This window comes from Chryseobacterium sp. (genome assembly GCF_045629545.1).
Taxonomy (GTDB): domain Bacteria; phylum Bacteroidota; class Bacteroidia; order Flavobacteriales; family Weeksellaceae; genus Chryseobacterium.
Genome location: NZ_JAZQRK010000023.1, coordinates 16247 through 36839 on the forward strand (window position 1 = coordinate 16247; position 20593 = coordinate 36839).

Annotated in this window: 21 protein-coding genes; 11 read left to right on the top strand and 10 right to left on the bottom strand. The window is 32.8% G+C overall.

From position 1 onward, the window contains the following. Positions 1 to 25: 25 nt before the first annotated feature. The 3 genes from gcvT to idi are packed head-to-tail and all read right to left on the bottom strand — an operon-like array spanning position 26 to position 2140. On the bottom strand, positions 26 to 1105 hold the full coding sequence (gene gcvT, locus ACKI42_RS04840; RefSeq protein WP_407403015.1) for a glycine cleavage system aminomethyltransferase GcvT: 1080 nt from the start codon (positions 1103 to 1105) through the stop codon (positions 26 to 28). 41 nt (positions 1106 to 1146) lie between these two features. Beyond that, a complete protein-coding gene (locus ACKI42_RS04845) occupies positions 1147 to 1623 on the bottom strand; it encodes a hypothetical protein (protein ID WP_407403017.1) in 477 nt (158 codons plus the stop codon). A 7-nt stretch (positions 1624 to 1630) separates the two neighbouring features. Next, positions 1631 to 2140, bottom strand: a complete 510-nt coding sequence (idi, locus tag ACKI42_RS04850; RefSeq protein ID WP_407403019.1) for an isopentenyl-diphosphate Delta-isomerase — start codon at positions 2138 to 2140, stop codon at positions 1631 to 1633. A gap of 216 nt (positions 2141 to 2356) precedes the next feature. Here idi and ACKI42_RS04855 point away from each other — a divergent pair, with 216 nt between their 5' ends. Together ACKI42_RS04855 and ACKI42_RS04860 are read left to right on the top strand one after the other, a co-directional pair. Then, positions 2357 to 2758 (top strand): phosphoheptose isomerase, encoded by a 402-nt coding sequence (locus ACKI42_RS04855; RefSeq protein ID WP_407403021.1) that lies wholly within the window; start codon positions 2357 to 2359, stop codon positions 2756 to 2758. Positions 2759 to 2786: 28 nt separating this feature from the next. Continuing rightward, a complete protein-coding gene (locus tag ACKI42_RS04860; RefSeq protein WP_407403023.1) occupies positions 2787 to 3746 on the top strand; it encodes a D-2-hydroxyacid dehydrogenase in 960 nt (319 codons plus the stop codon). 66 nt (positions 3747 to 3812) lie between these two features. Here ACKI42_RS04860 and mscL read toward each other — a convergent pair whose 3' ends face one another. The 3 genes from mscL to yidD all read right to left on the bottom strand — a co-directional run bounded on the left by mscL (position 3813) and on the right by yidD (position 5999). Next, positions 3813 to 4184, bottom strand: a complete 372-nt coding sequence (gene mscL, locus ACKI42_RS04865; protein ID WP_407403025.1) for a large conductance mechanosensitive channel protein MscL — start codon at positions 4182 to 4184, stop codon at positions 3813 to 3815. Between the two features lie 278 nt (positions 4185 to 4462). Continuing rightward, positions 4463 to 5335, bottom strand: a complete 873-nt coding sequence (lgt, locus tag ACKI42_RS04870; protein WP_407403058.1) for a prolipoprotein diacylglyceryl transferase — start codon at positions 5333 to 5335, stop codon at positions 4463 to 4465. A 421-nt stretch (positions 5336 to 5756) separates the two neighbouring features. Next, positions 5757 to 5999: a membrane protein insertion efficiency factor YidD gene (yidD, locus tag ACKI42_RS04875; protein ID WP_407403027.1), complete on the bottom strand. Its 243-nt coding sequence runs from the start codon at positions 5997 to 5999 to the stop codon at positions 5757 to 5759. A gap of 123 nt (positions 6000 to 6122) precedes the next feature. Between yidD and ACKI42_RS04880 the strand changes: the two genes are divergently transcribed. Continuing rightward, on the top strand, positions 6123 to 7397 hold the full coding sequence (locus ACKI42_RS04880; RefSeq protein ID WP_407403029.1) for a replication-associated recombination protein A: 1275 nt from the start codon (positions 6123 to 6125) through the stop codon (positions 7395 to 7397). Positions 7398 to 7451: 54 nt separating this feature from the next. On the opposite strand, the gene ACKI42_RS04885 is transcribed toward ACKI42_RS04880, so the two are convergent. Next, positions 7452 to 7889 carry a hypothetical protein gene (locus tag ACKI42_RS04885; protein ID WP_407403031.1) on the bottom strand — a complete coding sequence of 146 codons (438 nt, stop codon included), beginning with the start codon at positions 7887 to 7889 and terminating at the stop codon, positions 7452 to 7454. 240 nt (positions 7890 to 8129) lie between these two features. Continuing rightward, complete coding sequence (locus tag ACKI42_RS04890; protein ID WP_407403033.1) at positions 8130 to 8543, bottom strand: acyl-CoA thioesterase; 414 nt, start codon at positions 8541 to 8543, stop codon at positions 8130 to 8132. A 134-nt stretch (positions 8544 to 8677) separates the two neighbouring features. Here ACKI42_RS04890 and dnaA point away from each other — a divergent pair, with 134 nt between their 5' ends. From dnaA to ACKI42_RS04930, 8 genes are all read left to right on the top strand, one after another. After that, the gene (dnaA, locus tag ACKI42_RS04895; RefSeq protein ID WP_407403035.1) at positions 8678 to 10132 is read left to right on the top strand and encodes a chromosomal replication initiator protein DnaA; all 1455 of its coding nucleotides are present in this window, start codon (positions 8678 to 8680) and stop codon (positions 10130 to 10132) included. Between the two features lie 190 nt (positions 10133 to 10322). Next, a complete protein-coding gene (locus tag ACKI42_RS04900) occupies positions 10323 to 11021 on the top strand; it encodes an SAM-dependent methyltransferase (protein WP_407403037.1) in 699 nt (232 codons plus the stop codon). 72 nt (positions 11022 to 11093) lie between these two features. Beyond that, positions 11094 to 11471, top strand: a complete 378-nt coding sequence (locus ACKI42_RS04905; protein ID WP_407403039.1) for a hypothetical protein — start codon at positions 11094 to 11096, stop codon at positions 11469 to 11471. A gap of 130 nt (positions 11472 to 11601) precedes the next feature. Beyond that, a complete protein-coding gene (locus ACKI42_RS04910; protein WP_407403041.1) occupies positions 11602 to 12447 on the top strand; it encodes a helix-turn-helix domain-containing protein in 846 nt (281 codons plus the stop codon). Positions 12448 to 12534: 87 nt separating this feature from the next. Further along, complete coding sequence (locus tag ACKI42_RS04915) at positions 12535 to 13845, top strand: TolC family protein (RefSeq protein WP_407403043.1); 1311 nt, start codon at positions 12535 to 12537, stop codon at positions 13843 to 13845. 31 nt (positions 13846 to 13876) lie between these two features. After that, complete coding sequence (locus tag ACKI42_RS04920) at positions 13877 to 14959, top strand: HlyD family secretion protein (RefSeq protein WP_407403045.1); 1083 nt, start codon at positions 13877 to 13879, stop codon at positions 14957 to 14959. Further along, positions 14956 to 16554 carry an MFS transporter gene (locus ACKI42_RS04925; RefSeq protein WP_407403047.1) on the top strand — a complete coding sequence of 533 codons (1599 nt, stop codon included), beginning with the start codon at positions 14956 to 14958 and terminating at the stop codon, positions 16552 to 16554. The genes ACKI42_RS04920 and ACKI42_RS04925 overlap by 4 nt, the downstream gene beginning before the upstream one ends. A 112-nt stretch (positions 16555 to 16666) precedes the next feature. Then, positions 16667 to 17377, top strand: a complete 711-nt coding sequence (locus ACKI42_RS04930) for a class I SAM-dependent methyltransferase (protein WP_407403049.1) — start codon at positions 16667 to 16669, stop codon at positions 17375 to 17377. An 82-nt stretch (positions 17378 to 17459) separates the two neighbouring features. Here the strand turns inward: ACKI42_RS04930 and metG are convergent, their stop codons facing one another. Continuing rightward, the gene (gene metG / locus ACKI42_RS04935) at positions 17460 to 19493 is read right to left on the bottom strand and encodes a methionine--tRNA ligase (RefSeq protein WP_407403051.1); all 2034 of its coding nucleotides are present in this window, start codon (positions 19491 to 19493) and stop codon (positions 17460 to 17462) included. Between the two features lie 121 nt (positions 19494 to 19614). Continuing rightward, complete coding sequence (locus ACKI42_RS04940; protein ID WP_407403053.1) at positions 19615 to 20451, bottom strand: retropepsin-like aspartic protease; 837 nt, start codon at positions 20449 to 20451, stop codon at positions 19615 to 19617. Between the last annotated feature and the right edge of the window lie 142 nt (positions 20452 to 20593).

Below are 20593 nucleotides of genomic sequence, written 5' to 3' on the forward strand. Positions count from 1 at the left end.
GTTCTTTATATTTTGATAACGTTAACTATGCTACGAAAGGCATTTTTACCACTTTTGCAGGGATATTTTTGTTTCTCACTTGGATGAAAATCTCAGAGCCTAATTTGAAGTAAGGCTTGTCGATAATTGCGATACCCAAACCTATTTTCTTCATTGGAGATTGAGTACCAGAGGTTACTTTACCAATTATTTTACCTTCTGCGTCTACTACAGCATAGTCATGTCTAGGAACTCCTTTATCTTGAAGTTCGAAACCAACCAATTTTTTTGTGATTCCTTCTTCTTTTTGTTTTGCAAAAATCTCTTTAGAAACGAAATCTTTATCGAATTTTGTAATCCAGCCCAATCCAGCTTCCATAGGAGAAGTCTCATCATTAATGTCCATTCCGTATAAGCAAAATCCTTTTTCTAGCCTTAGGGTATCTCTGGCAGCCAAACCACAAGGGATAATTCCATCTTCAGCACCAGCTTCTATAATAGCATCCCAAAGTTTTACTGCGTTTGCATTATCAAAATAAATCTCAAATCCACCACTCCCTGTATAACCTGTGTTAGAAATAATTACATTTTCTACACCAGCTACATTTCCTACTGTAAAGTTGTAATAAGGAATTTCAGAAAGGTTTGTTTCAGTTAATTTTTGAAGAATTTCTGTTGCTTTTGGACCTTGTATTGCTAATAATGACATGTCATCAGAAGAATTTGTCATCTTGGCCCCGAAAGTATTGTATTTTGAAATGTGATTCCAATCTTTCTCAATATTTGAAGCATTTACCACCACAAAATATTTATCCTCTTCCATTTTGTATACGATAAGGTCATCTACAATACCTCCATCTTCATTAGGAAGACAAGAATATTGTGCTTTACCATTCTCTAATGTATCTACATTATTAGTAGTAACGTATTGTAATAGCTCTCTAGAACCCGCACCTTCAATGAAAAACTGTCCCATGTGAGATACATCAAATAACCCTGCTTTTTCTCTTACAGCAAAATGCTCTTCTGTTACTCCAGAATATTGTACAGGCATATCATATCCTGCAAACGGTACAATTTTCGCTCCCAATGCAACGTGTTTTTCGTACAAAGCTGTTTTTTTCATGTTTTAATTGATTATTTTTAAATTTTTACTAATTTTTTTGTTTATTTTTTTATCTTGAAAGTATTGAAGGTATCATTGAATAAATTCAGATAGTTCCCGTTCCAATATTTTTTTTCACAATTGATAGAGATGATGTAAAGGTCTTCATTTTTTTGAAATACCTTAGTTATCCAATATAGGTTCTGATGAGAATCAAAATATTCATAATAATATTGGGTATATCCTTTTTTACTGCTGCTGCTTTTAACCTTACTTTCATCTTCCTGCGAATGATGCAGGGACAACACAAATTTCTTAATATTATCCTTTTCGATTTTTAGATCGTGGTATTCGGATATGGTAATGGCTCCTATCTCATTGCTAGGATAGATATTGACAATACCAGCATCTTCCGTTTGCTTCCATGTGTCGGGTATATTTATCGTATAATTACCATGATCATAAACTTCTTTTTTAAAATTTTGAGAATAAAAAGCGTTGCTGATTAATAAAGCTAAAAATAAACTTAATTTTTTCATAGTACATTCAAAAATGATGTTTGTATGCTTCGAGTATAATTTTAAACCACTGTGTAAACCTTTCGGGATGGTCAGCAAGCTCTTGATCCAAATCTTGCATAGAAATATATCTCACAGATTCAACTTCCTCTACATTTATTTGAAATTCTTCATTGTAAACGCCAGTAAAAACATAGTCGAGTTCATGTTCCCATAGTCCTCCACCCACATCCGCTTTATAGATGAAATTGAATTTTTCTTCAATTTTTGCATCAATTCCAAGCTCTTCCTTCAATCTACGTATGGCGCCATTATAATAAGATTCTCCATCGCGAGGATGAGAACAAACAGCATTGGTCCATTGTCCTGGAGAGTGGTATTTTTGTTCAGCTCTTTTTTGAAGAAGCATTTCTCCTTGATCATTAAAGAGAAAAACCGAAAATGCACGATGAAGCAAACCATTCACATGAGCCTGCTGCTTTTCCATTAGACCCAATACTTCATCCTTAGGATTTACTAAAACTACAAATTCTTCCATTTCTACAAATTTAAGTTTAAATCATGATTTTGTAAAATTTTTGTTTCATTATTTTAAAATATCAATAAACTAGTTTTTATTTGATAAATAGTAGTGTAATTTATTGTAAATAGTGTAAGGAATATTGTTTTTTTATGGTTATATTTCTTGTGATAATTCAATTTGACTGTTATTTTCAACTGATAAACTGTAACTTTGTAAGACAAAAATTTAATAATGCAGTTAGAATACATTGAGAATATCAGTCCGATTCTAAAAGATGGAGTGAAGAATTATTTAATTGACATCGATGGTACCATTACCGAAGATGTTCCTAACGAAAAACCTGAAAAAATGGTTACTTGCGAGCCTTTTGCAGATGCGCTTATCACAATCAACAAATGGTATGACGAGGGTCACCAAATCTGTTTTTTTACTTCTAGAACAGAAGATTTAAAGCAAATTACCATAGATTGGCTTGACAAGCATGGTTTTAAGTATCACAGTGTCTTGTGTGGTAAACCAAGAGGAGGAAACTACCATTGGATAGACAATCATTTGGTAAAAGCTACTAGATATAATGGTAAATTCACAGATCTCATTGAGAAAAAAGTAACTATAGAGGTTTTTAACGACTAATAATTCGAACAAAAGATAAATTGTAAACATGAAAGTTTTAGCAAACGATGGGTTAGATCAATCAGGTATTGATGCATTAACCAAGAATGGATTTGAAGTGATAACGGCTAAGGTGCCTCAAGAATCTTTGGTAGTTTTTATTAATGAGCATAATATACGTACCCTATTAGTACGTAGTGCAACACAGGTAAGGAGAGATATTATAGATAATTGTCCGTCTATAGTGATTATTGGTAGAGGTGGTGTTGGTATGGATAATATTGACGTGGATTACGCCAGAGAAAAAGGAATTCATGTGATCAATACCCCTGCAGCTTCATCAGAATCTGTAGCAGAGTTGGTTTTTGCACATTTTTTTTCTGGTGCAAGATTTTTGCAAGATTCTAATAGAAAAATGCCTATTGAAGGCGATACTCGTTTTTCTGAATTGAAAAAAGCATACGCTGCAGGTATAGAATTGAAAGGTAAGACAATTGGTATTGTAGGGATGGGTAGAATAGGACAAGAAGTAGCCAGAATTGCTCTTGGACTAAATATGCGCGTTATTGCAGCAGATAATATGATTGGTAAAGCTAGTATAAAAGTAAAATTCTACAACAACCAATTTATCAATGTAGATATAGAAACTGAGCCTCTTGAAGGTGTATTGAAACATGCCGACTTTATTACTCTTCATGTACCTGCACAAAAGGACGGATATATGATTGGTAAGCCTCAGTTTGATATGATGAAGGAAGGGGTGGCAGTTGTGAACTGTTCTAGAGGTGGTGTTATAGATGAGATTGCCCTTTTAGAAGCATTAGACTCAGGTAAAGTAAGATTTGCAGGTTTGGATGTGTTTATTAACGAGCCTACTCCTTCCAAAGAAATATTGTCTCATCCTAAGATTTCTTTGACTCCTCACACAGGTGCTTCTACTGTAGAAGCGCAGGATAGAATAGGTTTATCTCTGGCAGATCAGATCTCTAGTATTTTAAAAAGTAGCTAAAACAAAAGTTATAATTAATAATAAAAATCGCCGCAACTACTTTACGGCGATTTTTTATTGGTACGATTATTTGTTTTTAAGTAAATCTCTAATTTCCATCAATAGTTTTTGATCATCTGTAGGTCCAGCTGGAGCAGCTTCTTCTTTCTTTATAACTGTGTTTGCTCCTTTAATTATCCAAAAAAGCACCATTGCAATACACAAGAAGCTAATCACTGCAGATAAAAAGTTACCATAAGTAACACCATTCCATTGTAATTTTGCTATATTTTCAGCTCCTGCAGCTTTCAAAGCTGGGTTCAATAATAGAGGTGTGATTACATCTTCTACCAACGAGGAAACAATTTTACCAAATGCACCCCCAATGATTACACCGACTGCTAAGTCTAGTACATTACCTTTAAAAGCAAAAGCTTTAAAATCACTAATAAATCCCATAATTTATATTTTTAAATGTTTTAAGCAAAAGTATAATTTAAAACTTATAAACTTCGATGTTTTGCGGATTTTTTGTATGGTTAGAATTAAATTTTTGTATATAGTCGAAAACTGTTTTAAAAATCTAATTATTTTTGAGGTTAAATTTTATTTTTAATGGTGAATTATCGTTAATTAAAACTACCTGGTTCATCTGTACACTGATGATAAGTTTATTTATTCAGCAAAAAAAAGCCACAATTAATTTGTGACTTTCTATGATAAATGTGAGAAAATAGTTATTCTGGTTTACCATTTTCAGCTTCTGTAATTTTGTATTTTTTAGATATAATCATTATAATAATACCTGCTATTATAAACGGTATTGAAAGTACTTGACCAGTATTTAAGCTTCCTAAATGTATTTTTTCTAAACCTTGTGGCTCTTTTAAAAATTCTACAAAAAATCTAATTGCCCAAAGAATAATGAAGAACAGACCAAACAACCAACCTTGTTGATATTTCTTGTTCGTTTTATTATACAATACCCAAAGTAATACGAATAAACAGAAATATCCCATTGCTTCAAATAGTTGAGTAGGATAACGAGGGATTGTAACACCATATTCGCTGCTTTGCTGAGGGAAAAATAAGGCGAATGGAGAATTTGGATCTACAGGTTTACCAATGATTTCAGAATTGAAAAAATTTCCCATTCTTACAAAAGCACCACCAATTGCAACTACAATACCCAATCTATCAAATACCCAAAGTGGATTTTTTTTAATGATTTTAAACGAATACCAAAGCGTTGTTGCAATTACCATAATGGTTGCACCATGACTTGCCAGTCCTTGAAATCCTGTGAATTTCAATCCGCCTTTTGTGCTGATAGGTAAAAAAACACTCCAAAAATCTTCTTTGAAAAGTTCTGGTTGATAAAAGATAACATGTCCCATTCTTGCCCCCAGAATAGTTCCTATTAATGTCCAAGTGAAAAAAGGCTCAACATATTTCTCATTTACTTTATCAATTGCGTACATTTTGGTCATTAGGAAAAATCCTATTCCAAAAGCAAAAACAAACATCAAACTATAATAATGTAAAGTGAAAAATCCAAGATTAAGACCTACCGATGGATCCCAAATCTTAAATGGAGCATCAAAAGACAGTTGATCAGCAGCTGTAATAGGCTTGCTATTTTTAATAGCATATTTGTAAGAATCTACATTTTCTATAGACAATGGTGCATCTATAAGTTTGTAATCTTTATCTAAAAATTGATATCCACTATCTTTAAAACGCGTTAAAACCATAGCGCTACTATCAAAACTTTCAGAAGCAATATTAGATTTATTGAGAATAACGAAAACATTAGGATTAGATTTTTCCGCCGCAAAAGAATACAATTCTGCAAGATCTGAAGTTGCAAAAAGTTTTACCGGAATCGGGGTAGAATTCACCTTTAATGTGGCATCCGACAAACCAAATTCTTGGTTTTGTGCTAGCATACATTGCGATATCAATGCGAAGAGAACAAGATAAATTCTGAAGAAGAAATTTGTCATTTTTATAATTTATATTTTGAATATATTACTTTTTTGGAGGTACAGGATCATAACCACTTCCTCCCCAAGGGTGGCATCTTAGGATTCTTCTCACCCCATAATAAAACCCCATAAACAGACCATGCGTGTGTAGAGATTCTACCATGTAATGAGAACATGTAGGCTGATAACGGCAGTTTTTGGGTAATAATGGCGAAATAAACCATTGGTAAAATTTAATGAGAATTACCAAAGGTGCTGTTATGATTTTATTAACTGTGAGTTTCAAAGTATTACAAAAATAGACTAAAATTTTGAAAATTAGTTTAAATTTGTTAGAACTTTCATAACACATGACTCCATGTAAGCAGATGATTGTCTATCTATTTTACCAAAATAAATAAAAAACATTTTGAATCATAATATTCCGCTAGCAGAGAGATTACGACCAAAGAGCCTCGATGAAATTCTGGGACAAGAACATCTTACTGGAGAGAAAGGCACTATAAGAAAAATGTTGGATAATGATGCGCTTAATTCTCTCATACTTTGGGGACCACCAGGAACAGGGAAAACAACGTTGGCGGAAATTATTTCTGAACAATCGGGTCGCAAATTTTTCAAATTATCTGCTGTTTCTTCGGGTGTAAAAGATGTTCGGGATGTAATAGAAGATGCCAAAAAGCAAAACCTTTTTTCAGGGAAATCTCCCATATTATTTATAGACGAAATTCATAGGTTTAATAAATCTCAACAAGACTCTCTGCTCCATGCGGTAGAAAAAGGTTGGGTTGTACTCATCGGAGCAACCACAGAAAATCCCAGTTTTGAGGTAGTTTCTGCTTTGCTTTCTCGAAGTCAGGTTTATATTTTGAAAACTTTAAACTTTGAAGAATTAGAAAAATTAGCCAACATTGCATTTGAAAGATTTAACAAAGAAGAGAATACCAATTTTACCCTTCAAGATAAACAAGCTTTCATTCAGTATTCAGGAGGTGATGGTAGAAAACTAATTAATTCTGTAGAGCTGGTGCTTAATTATTACAAAAATATAAAGACGAAAAATATTTCAAATAATGATGTAATGGCAGTTTTGCAAGAAACCATGCATCTTTATGATAAAAATGGAGAACAACATTATGATATTATTTCAGCTTTTATAAAATCCATGCGTGGGAGCGATCCTAATGGCGCTGTCTATTGGCTAGCAAGAATGATTGCTGGTGGAGAAGACATAAAATTTATTGCGAGAAGAATGTTGATATTGGCGGCTGAAGATGTAGGTTTGGCAAATCCTCAAGCTTTGGTTATTGCTAATAATTGTTTTCAGGCGGTTGCTGTAATTGGTAACCCAGAAGCTAGAATATTATTATCTGAAACCGCTATTTATTTGGCAGTGTCGCCCAAGAGCAATTCAGCATATATGGCTATAGATGATGCTTTGGCTTATGTGAAGAAAACGGGAAATTTGCCTGTTCCTCTCCATCTTAGAAATGCTCCAACCCAATTGATGAAGAATTTGGATTACGGAAAAGAATACAAATATGCTCACGATTACGAAGGAAACTTTGTAAATCAGGATTTTTTGCCAGAAGAAATAAAAGATGAAAAATTTTATGAACCAGGGAATAACTCAACAGAAAATAAAATAAGAGACGAGCTCAATAAAAAATGGGGTAAAAAATAAAAAAAGCCGATATACAATTGTTGTACGTCGGCTTTTTTCATGTTTAGAAATATCTTATTTAATAGGGGTAGTAATAGCCAGAACTTTTTTACCGTCAATTACCTTTACTTCTACATTAGAGATGATATCTGCATAAATATTTGTTGAGGTATTGGAAAATTCGTATCCTTCAATAAAAACTGGAGTTTCTTTTGGTAGGTCATATTGCTCATTCATTGTAGCTAAAGATATGATATCTAGAGTACCATAATCTTTTTTGAATCTTGATTCCGTTAAACCATTATCAGCTAAAAAATCAAATTTTTTCAAATTGGAAGGCAAAGCAGCTTTGTTTTTGAAAACTGTAGAACTTTGTACATAGGCTTTATTGGCATTGAATACCGGTGCCGTACCTACTGCGTCGTTACATATTACAAATTTTACATTAGGGTTTTTTTGAGCAAACATTGTTGCTGAAGCAAAAATTAATAAAGAGTATAGGATTTTTTTCATAGTCAAAAAATATAAGTCTTAAAAACTTGATAAATATACTCGTTTTTTACAAAACAAGAACAAATATTTTAACAATATTTCGAAAATAATATGAATATTCATATTTCATTGATAATATATACAAATTTAACAGAGATTCATCTACATTTAATATAGTATCTACTAGGAAGAATTTATAATCTATCTAAATGATGTCAATATGACTTAACTCATCAAAAAAAATTAAACTCCTGTTTAAAATTATTTTTCAATCCAATTTTCTTCAATCATTTTCATTAAAAAATCTGGGCATTTTATGATTTTATTGTTCTCTGCGTTCAAAAAAAATAGGGTTGTACTTGCTTGTGTAATTTTTACACTTTCTTCGTTATATATTTCATAATCAAACTCTAATCTAACGCCTGGCTTTTTTCTCAAAAATGTATGAATTTCTAATTTTTGATCGTATAATGCTGGTTTTAAATACTTAATGTCATATTCCGAAACCGGAAGCCAAATTCCTGACTTTTCTATCTCATCATACGAAATCCCAATGCTCCGAAAAAGTTCTACTCTTCCGAGTTCAAAGTATTGAGCGTAGTTGCCATAATATACGTATTTCATGGGATCTGTCTCTGCGTAACGTACTCTTAATGAGTGTGTTGTGTGTATCATGTAAACTCTTTTTTTATACATACAAATATATTTTTTAATAATCAATAGCCACAATGTTTTTTTTTAAAAATTAAAAAACAGACCTTTGTAGCCCCCTACAAAAATTACTAACCGATTATCAATATAAGCTCAAAATGAACGATAACTTAATGATGGTATGGCAGAAATGTCTTCAGTTTATGCGAGATAATCTAAACGCAGCTGAAGACAATTCTGATTTGAAAAAGCTGGAAAAATCATTTGACTCATTATTTGATAAAGTACAACCCATTTCGTTGGTAGATAACAACCTGACGTTGATGGTTCCTAGTGATTTTTACAAAGAATATATAGAGGACAATTATTTGTCATTGCTTTCTGCTGCGCTTAAGAAAAATATTGGTAAAGGGGTAAAACTTTGGTATTCTGTGATGGAAAACAAGCCTAACGGTTTGGAACAACCCATGACGATGAATATGAAGGGGAAATCGGTATCAACTCCGAAAATGCAAGAAACAATGCCGCAAGGCTTTTCTGCAAACATTGTAAATCCTTTTGTTTTGCCAGGAATCAAGAAAGTAAATATTGATTCTAACCTTAAGGCTGATTTCTCATTTGATAATTATATTGAGGGAGAAAGCAATAAATTCGCTGCTACTGTTGCAAGATCTATTGCAAAAAGACCAGGTTCTACAGCATTCAACCCATTATTTTTATACGGTGGATATGGAGTAGGGAAAACGCACTTGGGACAAGCAGTGGGTTTGGAAGTAAAAAATCAGTTTCCAGACAAAGTAGTTCTATATTTATCTTCAGAAAAGTTCATCCAGCAATTTATTTCTGCTGCTAAAGCGCACAAGCAAACAGAATTTGCAAACTTCTATCAGATGGTAGATGTGTTGATCATTGATGATATTCAGTTTTTATCTGGTAAATCTGCGACACAAGATAGTTTCTTCCATATTTTCGATTATTTACATCAAAATGGTAAACAAATTATCCTAACCTCAGATAAGGCTCCGGTAGATATTATGGATATCCAAGAAAGGATTGTCTCACGTTTTAAATGGGGACTTTCTGCGGAAATAAAATCTCCCGATTTAGATACCAGAAAGAAAATTATATTAGATAAACTTAGCAGAGATGGTATTGAGTTGACTGAAGATATGCTAGATTTCTTGGCATTGGAAACGAAAACTAGTGTAAGAGAATTGATAGGTGTAATCAACTCTGTAATTGCTTATTCTACGGTTTATAAAGCAGATATCAGTTTAGAACTTTTAAAAGAAACAATCAGTAAAATTGCTGCTAACAAGAAAAAGGTTATTAACATTCCTTATATTCAGGATGTTGTTTGCGAATATTTTGGAATTAAAAAGGAGCAACTTTTATCAAAAACAAGAAAAAGAGAAATCTCCTTACCACGACAATTGGCGATGTATTTTTCTAAGCAGTACACCAATGCCACTTTTACCAAGATAGGCGAGGAGATGGGTGGAAAAGACCACTCAACAGTAATGTATGCATGTGACACTATAAAAGATGTTTCTAAAATAGATAAAGAAATAAAAAAATACGTGAAAGACCTTACCGAGAAAATAAAACATTAATAGGGAAGCTTAAAATATTGAAAATGGAGAATTGTGGAATTCTCCATTTTTTATTTAATTTTGTACTTCAATTTAAGTTGAATTTTATATAAACATAAATTTCAATTTTAAATCAAATGAAAGCGCTATGCTTAATTAAGAGTAAGTTTTCCCAATATCATTTATTTCCCTATTTAAAATATATAAAATAATGCTTTTTTTATTACCCGCTTATTTATCAGAAAATACTTCTATCAGCCACTTTTCTCCCATCATCAAAGAATACATCATGCAAACAGATTATTTCTTTGTTGAAAACGAAAAAACAGCAAGAAAAGTAATTAAATTTTTTGCTCCAGAAAAAAAACAAGCCGATCTGAAGTTGTTTTTACTAGATAAATACACAGAAAATGCAGATATTAAAGAAGCACAAGATCGTATGCTAGATGGGCAGGATTTTGGTTTGCTTTCTGAAGCAGGTTTGCCCTGTATTGCAGATCCTGGAAACCTGATTGTAAAATGGTGTCACGAAAAAAACATAAAAGTAATCCCAATTTCGGGTCCTTCATCAATTATTTTAGCATTAATTTCAAGTGGATTTAATGGGCAAGAATTTGCCTTCAATGGATATTTGCCAATAGAAAAATCGGAAAAGAAAAAGCAAATTTCACAGTTAGAAGGTCAACTTCAACGTACAGGTTATACTCAGATTTTTATGGAGACTCCATACAGAAACAATACTTTGTTTGAGGATTTATGCAAAACTTTATCGCCCAATACAAAACTTTGCATAGCAGCAAATATCAACGATCCGGAACATGAATTTATAAAAACGTTAAGCATGAAAAATTGGCAAAAAAACAAACCAGAATTGCACAAGATTCCTGCTGTTTTTGTAATCGGAAAATAATTTAACACCTGTTAACATGTAGTTTGCATTATAATTGATAGATTTACTCCAATCATTAATACACAAATTATTATGTCAGACAAAAAATTAGCAGGTATCTGGATAGATTCTGAAAAAGCAGTAGTAGTAAAAAATCATGATGCGCAAAATGCATTTAAATTTTTTCTTTGTAGTCCTGTAAAAGCTGAAATCCAGCATGGTAATTCTAGCGAAAATGCAGGAAACAATGCAGAAAAAACCAATAGAATAAAATTCTTCAAAGAAGTGGAGAATTTACTCACAAATTCTCAGGAAGTTTATATTACTGGACCTGGTACAATACAAGAAGAATTGAAGCGATATCTTAACGATACAGCCCAATTCAAAAATCTAAAGATTACATTGGCAACCTCACAGAAAATGTCTGATGAAAAGGTTTTGGAAACAGTAAAAGAACATTTTAACGCATAAAATATAAGCTCGGAAATCTTAGATTTCCGAGCTTTTTTTGTTTTCAATTTCTAGCATTAAATTTAATAATCATTTTGATTCTTCTCTACAATTTTATTGCTGTGCCCTAGATTATCTGTAATTTTGTAAAATGTCTGTTTTAGAACAATTCGGAATTGAAATTTTCACGCAACACAATATATTTGAAAGGAATAGCTATGGGAAGCCATTTCGTCCTAACAATCCGTCATTTATTTTTGTTAAATCCGGCAGCATTAAGCTTTTACAACATTTTAGCATCTTAGAACTTAGGCCGAATATGTTTTTTGTGGCAGATCCTGAGACGGTGTATGAAATAATTTCAGTAAGCGATGATTTCCAATCGAGAATGGTTTCTTATAAGCGAGAATTTATTTCAGCTTTATCTTTAAAATTCAATAGATTAATTACTTACCGATATTTTCGTCAGCAAATGAATGTTGGGGTTCACATTGAAGAAGGAGAATTGGACATTGTTTGGAAAAGCATCAATTTTATTAAATTTATTCTAGAATCGCCTACAGAAATGATTTACAAAAAAGAAATCATAGAAAATCTGTTTTCGGTTTTTGCGTATCAGATGGCGGGTTTTATTTCTAAAGAAGATAATAAATCGATGACTCAGATGTCTAGAAAAGAGGAAATTGTTTATATTTTTCTAAGTGATTTGGCTACCCATCATCATCTACAAAAATCTGTCGAATTCTATGCAGAAAGGCAATCTATAACAACCAGACATCTTTCTTCAGTCGTAAAATCTGTTACCGGAAAGTCCTCTAGTGAAATCATAGCGCTTATCATGGTGAATGAAGCAAAAGTTCATCTCAACTCATCTAAAAAGAGTATTTCTACCATCTCAGCTTTGCTAGGATTCAGTGATCAATATTCGTTTTCTCACTTTTTCAAAAAACACGTAAAAGTAAGTCCTACGCAGTATCGCCATCAGTTCGATTCTTAAATCCTACATCTGAACATCTTTATTCAGATATCAAACATTTGTTTGATATGTGACTTGTTGTACTTTTGTTTGGTAAAATAAAGTAAGATGATCAAAAAATTAGAAGCAGTATTTATATTGATGATGGGCGTGTTTCCGATGTACATGTTCTCTCAGGATAAATTGCCTATCTCAGCAGAAAACATTGCGAAGCTTGCTATAGAAAATCATTATCAGTTAAAGATTTCTTCCAAAAATATAGATATCGCTAGACAACAAAAGGAGATTGTAAAATTACAAAAACTTCCTAATATTGTTGCATCAACATCCCAATTCTATCTGGGAAACGTGTTGGTAATAGACAAAGATTTTTCTAATACAATCACTTCTCTAATGCCTCATTATGGTAGTACTTATGGAGTACAAGCTACACAATTGATCTTTAAAGGTGGTTTGGTAAACAAGTCTATTGAAATGGCTGGTCTTAGAGAACAATTATCAGCTTTGGATGTAGAAAAAAACAAACAAGATGTCAAATTTTTGGTAATTTCAAATTATTTAGACATCTATAAAATAATCAACCAAGAAATAGTTTTTGCTAACAACAAAAAATTGGCATTAGAACGATTAAAAAACGTTCAGAAGTTTTATCATGAAGGTATGATTACCAGAAATGAGGTGATAAGAGCAGAATTGGCAATTAAAAACTTAGATCAAGGAATTTTAACCTTGGCTAATAATAGAAAAATCATCAATTACAATTTGGTTACTGTTTTAGGTTTGGATGCGAATACAGAAATCATTCCTACAGAAAATCTTAAAAATAATAAAGCGGATGCTGATGCTGAATTTTATTTAAATCTAGCTCATCAAGAAAATCCTCAGTTGCAATCTGCACAAACCAATATTGATGTTGCTGATAAAAATATTGAAATTATAAAAACGGATAGAATGCCTACTGTTTCTGGTTTTGGTGGATACAGTTTACAAAGACCTATCACATCAAAGTCTCCCGTTTTGGATATGTATTCTAGTGGTTGGCAAGCAGGAGTTTTCTTAAGTTATAATATTGATAATTTATATAAAACTAAAGAGAAAATAAAGCTTGGAGAGATCCAGAAAAATCAGGCTCAAGATGCATTGGTATATACTGAACAACATATAAATATGAGCGTGAATGCCGCCTATATCAAATACCAAGAATCTATGCAACAGGCCGAGATATTGGATGAATCAAGAAAATTGGCGAATGAAAATTACAATATTACTGAAGCCAAATACTTGAACCAGCTAGCGGTACAAGCAGAGATGATAGATGCACAAAATCAAAAGCTACAATCTGAACTAGATTATGCAAATGCAGAAATAAATGTATTGTACCAATATTATAACGTGCTAAAATCTACTGGAACATTATAAAGAATTAATAAGAATAAACTGAAAAAAATTAATGAAAAATAACGCTCAAACTTCTGTTAATTCTAAGAAAAAAGAAAACAGAAAGAACAAAATAAAAGCTATCATTTCTAATATTATTGTCTTTTGCCTTATTGGTTTTGGACTCTTTTACCTTGTAAGACATTATTTTCATATTGGAGACAAAACGTATACAGAATCTGCACAAGTAGAGGAATTCATCAATCCTATCAATACGCGAGTTTCTGCTTACATCAAGGAAATAAAATTTATAGAGCATCAACTTGTAAAGAAAGGAGATACTTTGGCGATTCTTGATGATAGAGAAATTTTAACACAATTGGGACAAGCAGAAGCGGCTTACCAAAATGCTTTAGCCCAACGTACAGCAACAGGATCTTCCATCAATACGGTTTCTAACTCTGTAAATGTGATGGAATCTAATATTGCGGGCGCAAAAGCAAGATTGTGGAATGCCGAACAAAACTTCAATCGTTACAAAAACTTATTGGCAGCAGAAGCGGTAACAAGACAGCAATACGAACAAGCAAAAACCGAATATGATGCTCAAAAGGCAGCGTACGAAACATTAGTAAATCAGAAACAATCTGCCAACCTTTCTACCACAGAAGTTAAAAGCAAATTGGGCATTGATGATGCTGAAATAAAACGTACAAAGGCAGCTCTGGATATGGCAAAAATCAATTTGTCTTATACCGTGATCACTGCTCCTTACGATGGTGTAATGGGTAGAAGAACCATCTCTGAAGGACAATTGATACAACCAGGACAGCAAATTGCAACCATTGTCTTGAACAATCAAAAATGGGTAACGGCTAATTTCTTAGAAAGTCAAATGCCTAATATTAAAATTGGCGAAAAAATTAGGATGACAGCTGATGCACTGAATGGTAAACCGTTCGAAGGTGTGGTTACTGCTGTTTCGGCTGCTACTGGATCTAGATATTCTAATGTGCCTACGGATAACTCTACAGGAAACTTTATCAAAGTACAACAGAGAATTCCGGTGAGAATAGAATTTAGTGAAAACAATAAAAAAGAAGATATAGCAAAACTTAGTGCTGGAATGAACATGAATGTAACGATAAATCCATGATGTACAACAAAGGTTTATTTGGCACATGGGTTCCTAAACCTGTACAACTACTATTGATATTGCTCCTTCTCATTGTAGTGATGCCATTGGGAGGAGTGTACACCGGAAACATTAGTTTTATGGTGGGCGGCACTGGGCAAATGACCGAGTATTTCATGTGGGCCAACTATGCTTCTACGATAGGGATGGGAGCATGTATGCCTGTGGTGCTTAGAATAAAAATGAGATTTAAAATTCGGGATAAAGTAGTGACGCTTCTTTTGTTATTAGGACTTCTAAGTTATATTAATGCTACTACAATAGATCCTATGATCATAGTGTTTTCATCGTTGCTCATTGGTTTTATGAAAATGATGATCACCATCGAATTATTTTTACCCTTAATGACGATGGCAGGTGATAGAGGAGTATTCTATGGTGCATTTTATACATTTGTATTGGTAGTGGGGCAGATTTCCAATTATTACGCTGCCGAAATTTCGATATTATACAATTGGCAACAGTTTTTTATCATTGTGGCTATAGGTTGTCTGGTAATGGCTTTGCTTTGCTTTATATTTATGCACCATCAGTATTTTGCGCTAAAAGTTCCTTTACATTTTATAGATTGGTTAAGCGTGGTATTATTCATGTCTACCTTTATGTTTGGTGCTTATGTATTATCTTTTGGTAAACAGCAAGATTGGTTTCACTCTCCCAAAATTAGTTATGCAAGTGTATATTCTTTCGTCTGTTTCGCTTGTCTAGTCACCCGACAAATCCATTTGAAAAGACCTTATTTATCATTTAAAATATTTACCAAAAGCAATGTATTGCACGGTTTATTTATGTTGGTATGGGTAGGGATGTACCTGGGGACTTCTTCGCTTCAAAATATGTTTTCGGTAGGAGTTTTAGGGTACGATCAATTAACGAATTCTAAATTGAATTTAATGATGATTCCAGGTTTACTGCTTGCAGGAACTGTTGCTATCATTTGGTTTAAAAAGAAAAAGCCGTTGAAAATGCTTATTTTTTCTGGTTTTGCGTCTATGTTGGGATACGTTATGATTATGTATTTTTCAATGGCAATGGAGTTTAGCTATGAAAATTGGTATTTGCCTATGTTTCTAAAAGGATACGGAATGTGTTCACTCTTTGTTGCAGTTTGGTATTATACATTGGATAAACTAGAATTGAATGATATGTTGGCTGCTATTGGTTTGGTTTTACTATGGCGTACTTTCCTTACTGTTGGCGTATTTTCGGCGATATTTTCTTGGGTACAGTATCAGTTTCAAATAGAAAGTTTAGGAGAATTGGCGGTGTATATGGATGGCAATATAATTTCTCAGCAAGGGGTAATGTCCAACTTGAAGTCTATACAGTTTAATGCCATCCTGTCCGCAAATAAAAAATTATTCGGGTATATTATTTGGGTGGGGTTTGGAATCTTATTCTATATAATCACACATCACTTCGGTGCAGAAAAATTCACTTATGTGAGATTTGTAAGAGTTCTGAAAGGTAAATCTACCATTGCAAAAAGAAGAATGAGAGAGAAAAAACTATTTGCTGAGAAAGTAAAAGATGCAGCAGGAACGCCTTTTTCATAATTAAAATCAAACTGTTTATTTTTTATATTTAAAATAATTAAAACAAGATAGAAGCAGTTTTCAACTTTTGTTTTAAGGCAAAAATCTTATCTTTGCACCTTTATTACTGAGCATGAAAGATTTAATGGGACAAGCAATTTGGGATTATTTTAAAAATGAAAATCCTGAAGATTTACAAACCGAAACGTCAATTTCCGAACTCGACGAATTACCAGTAGAATATCTGTTTAGAGATTTTTCTGATATGAACGAAATCGAGCAAAAGGCATTAGCATTATCTTTTGGAAAAGTTTTAGATATTGGGGCAGGCGCAGGTTCGCATTCACTTTATATTCAAAACGAAAAAATGTTGGATGTTACTGCTTTAGATATTTCAAAAAAATCTAATGAAGTTTGTACTTTACGAGGCATAAAAAATGCAGTTTGTGAAGATATGATGACTTTCTCGGCACACACGTATGATACCATTTTGTTATTAATGAATGGAACTGGGATTTTTCAATCTTTGGATAAAATAGATTTGTATTTAACAAAGCTTCATTCACTTTTAAACGAAAATGGACAAATATTAATAGACAGTACCGATATTTTATATATGTTTGATACGGATGATGACGGCGCAGTGATTATTCCTGCAACTGGATATTATGGAGAATTAGATTATATTGTGCATTACAAAGGAGAATCTGAAAATCCGATAAAATGGTTGTATCTAGATTTTAATACGCTTCAGAATGCGGCAATATGTAATGGTTTTGATATAGAATTGGTGTTGCAAGATGAGGATTCTTATTTGGCTAAACTTACGAAAGCAAAAATTTAAAATTACATTTAAAAATATAAATAAAAACTCCCACATGATTGATGTTTCATGTGGGAGTTTTTTTATGATAAGAAATTATTAGTTATCCTATTTCAACTCCGTTTTCTACGGCATCAGTTGGGCTTACAAATGAAAGTTTACCATCTGGTTTTGTTGTTAATAGTAACATCCCTTGAGATTCTATTCCTCTTATTTTTCTTGGTGCAAGATTGAGCAAAATCATTACTTGTTTGCCAATCAATTCTTCAGGTGAGAAGCTTTCTGCAATACCAGAAACTACAGTTCTTACATCAACGCCTGTATCTACTTTCAATTTCAATAATTTGTCTGCTTTTTCTACTTTTTCAGCTTCCAAAATAGTAGCAGTTCTTAGATCGATTTTCGTGAAATCGTCAAACTGAATTTCTTCTTTCATAGGGTTGGCGTTAAGGTTTGTTTTTTTATTATTTTGTTTGGTATTTTCTAATTTTTGGATTTGTGCATCTATCACATCATCTTCAATTTTAGAGAACAACAAGAAAGATTCGTTGATCTTGTGTCCTGTTTCTACCAATATATTTTTTGTTTCTACATCTGCCCAATTCAATTGCTCTACATTGAACATGTTTAATAATTTTTCTGAAGAGAAAGGCATGAAAGGTTCACACAATTGTGCTAATCCTACAGCAATTTGAGCTCCAATATATAAAGAATGTGCCGCTTTTTCGGGGTTATCTTTTATCGTTTTCCAAGGCTCTTCAGCTTGCAAATATTGGTTTCCGAAACGTGCCAAATTCATCAAAGATGATAAAGCGTTTCTAAATTCGTAATTTTCTAAGAAACCAGAAATTTCTTTTGCTGCTTTGCTTATTTCTTTTAATTCTACTGCGTTGGTATCTCCAGCAGGTACAATTCCGTCATAATATTTATGAATAAGTACAGCAACTCTATTAATGAAGTTACCGAAAATACCTACCAATTCTGAATTATTTTTGGTTTGGAAATCCTTCCAAGTAAAATTGTTATCTTTAGTTTCTGGCGCAGAAGAAAGCAATGCATATCTCAATACATCTTGCTGACCAGGGAAATCTTGTACATATTCGTGCGCCCAAACTGCCCAGTTTCTAGAAGTAGAAATTTTATCGTTTTCAAGATTCAAAAATTCAAAAGCAGGTACGTTTGCAGGCATTTTGAAATCTCCATGAGCCTTCATCATTGCAGGGAAAATAATACAGTGGAAGACAATATTGTCTTTACCGATGAAGTGTACCAAATCGCTGCTATCACTTTGCCAATAGTCTTTCCAGTCTTTTCCGTTTTTCGCTGCCCATTCTTTAGTGAAAGAAATATATCCAATAGGCGCATCAAACCAAACGTACAATACTTTTCCGTCTGCTCCTGGAAGAGGAACTGGAACTCCCCAGTTGAGATCTCTAGTCATTGCACGTGGTTTTAAACCATCATTCAACCATGATTTTACTTGTCCGTACACATTGGTTTTCCAGTCGTCTTTATGACCTTCGATGATCCATTCGTTCAAGAAATCTTCATACTCATTCAATGGCAAATACCAGTTTTTGGTATCTTTTAGAATCGGAATATTACCACTCAACATCGATTTTGGATTGATCAATTCTGATGGAGAAAGGGTAGAACCACATTTCTCACATTGGTCTCCGTATGCATTATCATTACCACAATTTGGGCAAGTACCTACAATATATCTATCTGCTAAGAATTCATTAGCTTGCTCATCAAAATACTGCTCTGAAACTTCCTCTGTAAATTTCCCTTTTTCATAAAGAACTTTAAAGAAATCCTGACTGGTTTCGCGATGATTAGCTGATGTAGTTCTAGAATATTCGTCAAAAGAAATCCCCAAATCTGAAAATGAGTTTTTGATGATTTCATGATATTTGTCTACAATATCTTGAGGCGTTACACCTTCTTTTTTTGCTCTTATCGTGATAGGAATTCCGTGCTCATCTGAACCACAAATAAAAGCGACATCTTTTCCTGCTCTTCTCTGAAATCTCGCATAAACATCTGCAGGAATATAAACACCCGCCAAATGTCCTATATGAACCGGCCCGTTTGCGTAAGGCAGAGCTGCCGTTATCATCTTTCTGTTTGACATTTATTATAAATTTTTATATATGCAAAGGTAAAGATAATTGCCGAAATTTATTGAGTAGGATAATTTATTAAAGTTAATCTTATTGGGCATAAATAATTAAATAATAAACTATTTATTTTATTTAATCCAAAATATACATTTTTTTATTTTTTAAGCTAATTCCAATTTTTTTTCCAAACCAATTTATACTTGTTTTTCCTTCATAGATCAGTCCTTCTACAAAAACTACTTTTGGATCTTTTAGAGTGACCAAATCGTTTGAAATAGAAGGAATAGAGCCACGATAATACTTTGTTGTGAGCTTATTATCAAATTCGCTTGTCATCTCTTTAACTTCCAATTTTGATGCGTCTAAGCCCAAGGTAGAAATATATTGACTACTCAGCCAAAAAGAATCATTACCAGCTCCCGAATCTAGTAAAACCTGGATTTTATAATGATTATTGAGCGTAATATATGTAGAAATATCTGTTGATTTATCCGCATTTGTAGTCAGTTGAATATCAAAAGATTTTGCTTTTGTGTTTTTAGAGAAATCTGCAATTGTAATTTCTTTTTTATCATAATCAATAATAAAATCGGTATCAGCAAACATTTGGAGAGAAATCAAACCATCAATACCATTCATTTTCATATCAAAAGTAGAGTAGGGAACATTTTGAAATTTTTTACCTGCAAATTCTACTTGTTCATTTTCATACAAGGGTGCCACAATTTTTTCTCCTGTTGCACGATATGCAGTAAGAAAATTGTAGGTATTTTTTTGTTTTAAATCTTTAGCAAAACTGTTGAAAAACAAATTGATTCCACCCCCAGTATCAAAGATGAAAGTACCTTCTTTACCTTCTATTTTTGCTTTGGTAATGAGATGCCCAGAAGGCATTATTTGCATGGGAGCTTGTTGAGCATCTATTTGAGTTGCGATAACGAAAAGTAGTAAAGTGGCGAATTTTTTCATAAGAACCTGAGTTCGATTGTAAATTTAGAATAAATAGCTTGTGATAAAAGGCAAAAATTAGTATCTTTAAGTTTCTGACATTTAATGATTTAACTAAGATTTGCCTTATGATTTGTTTTGATAAAATTACGGATATTTATTC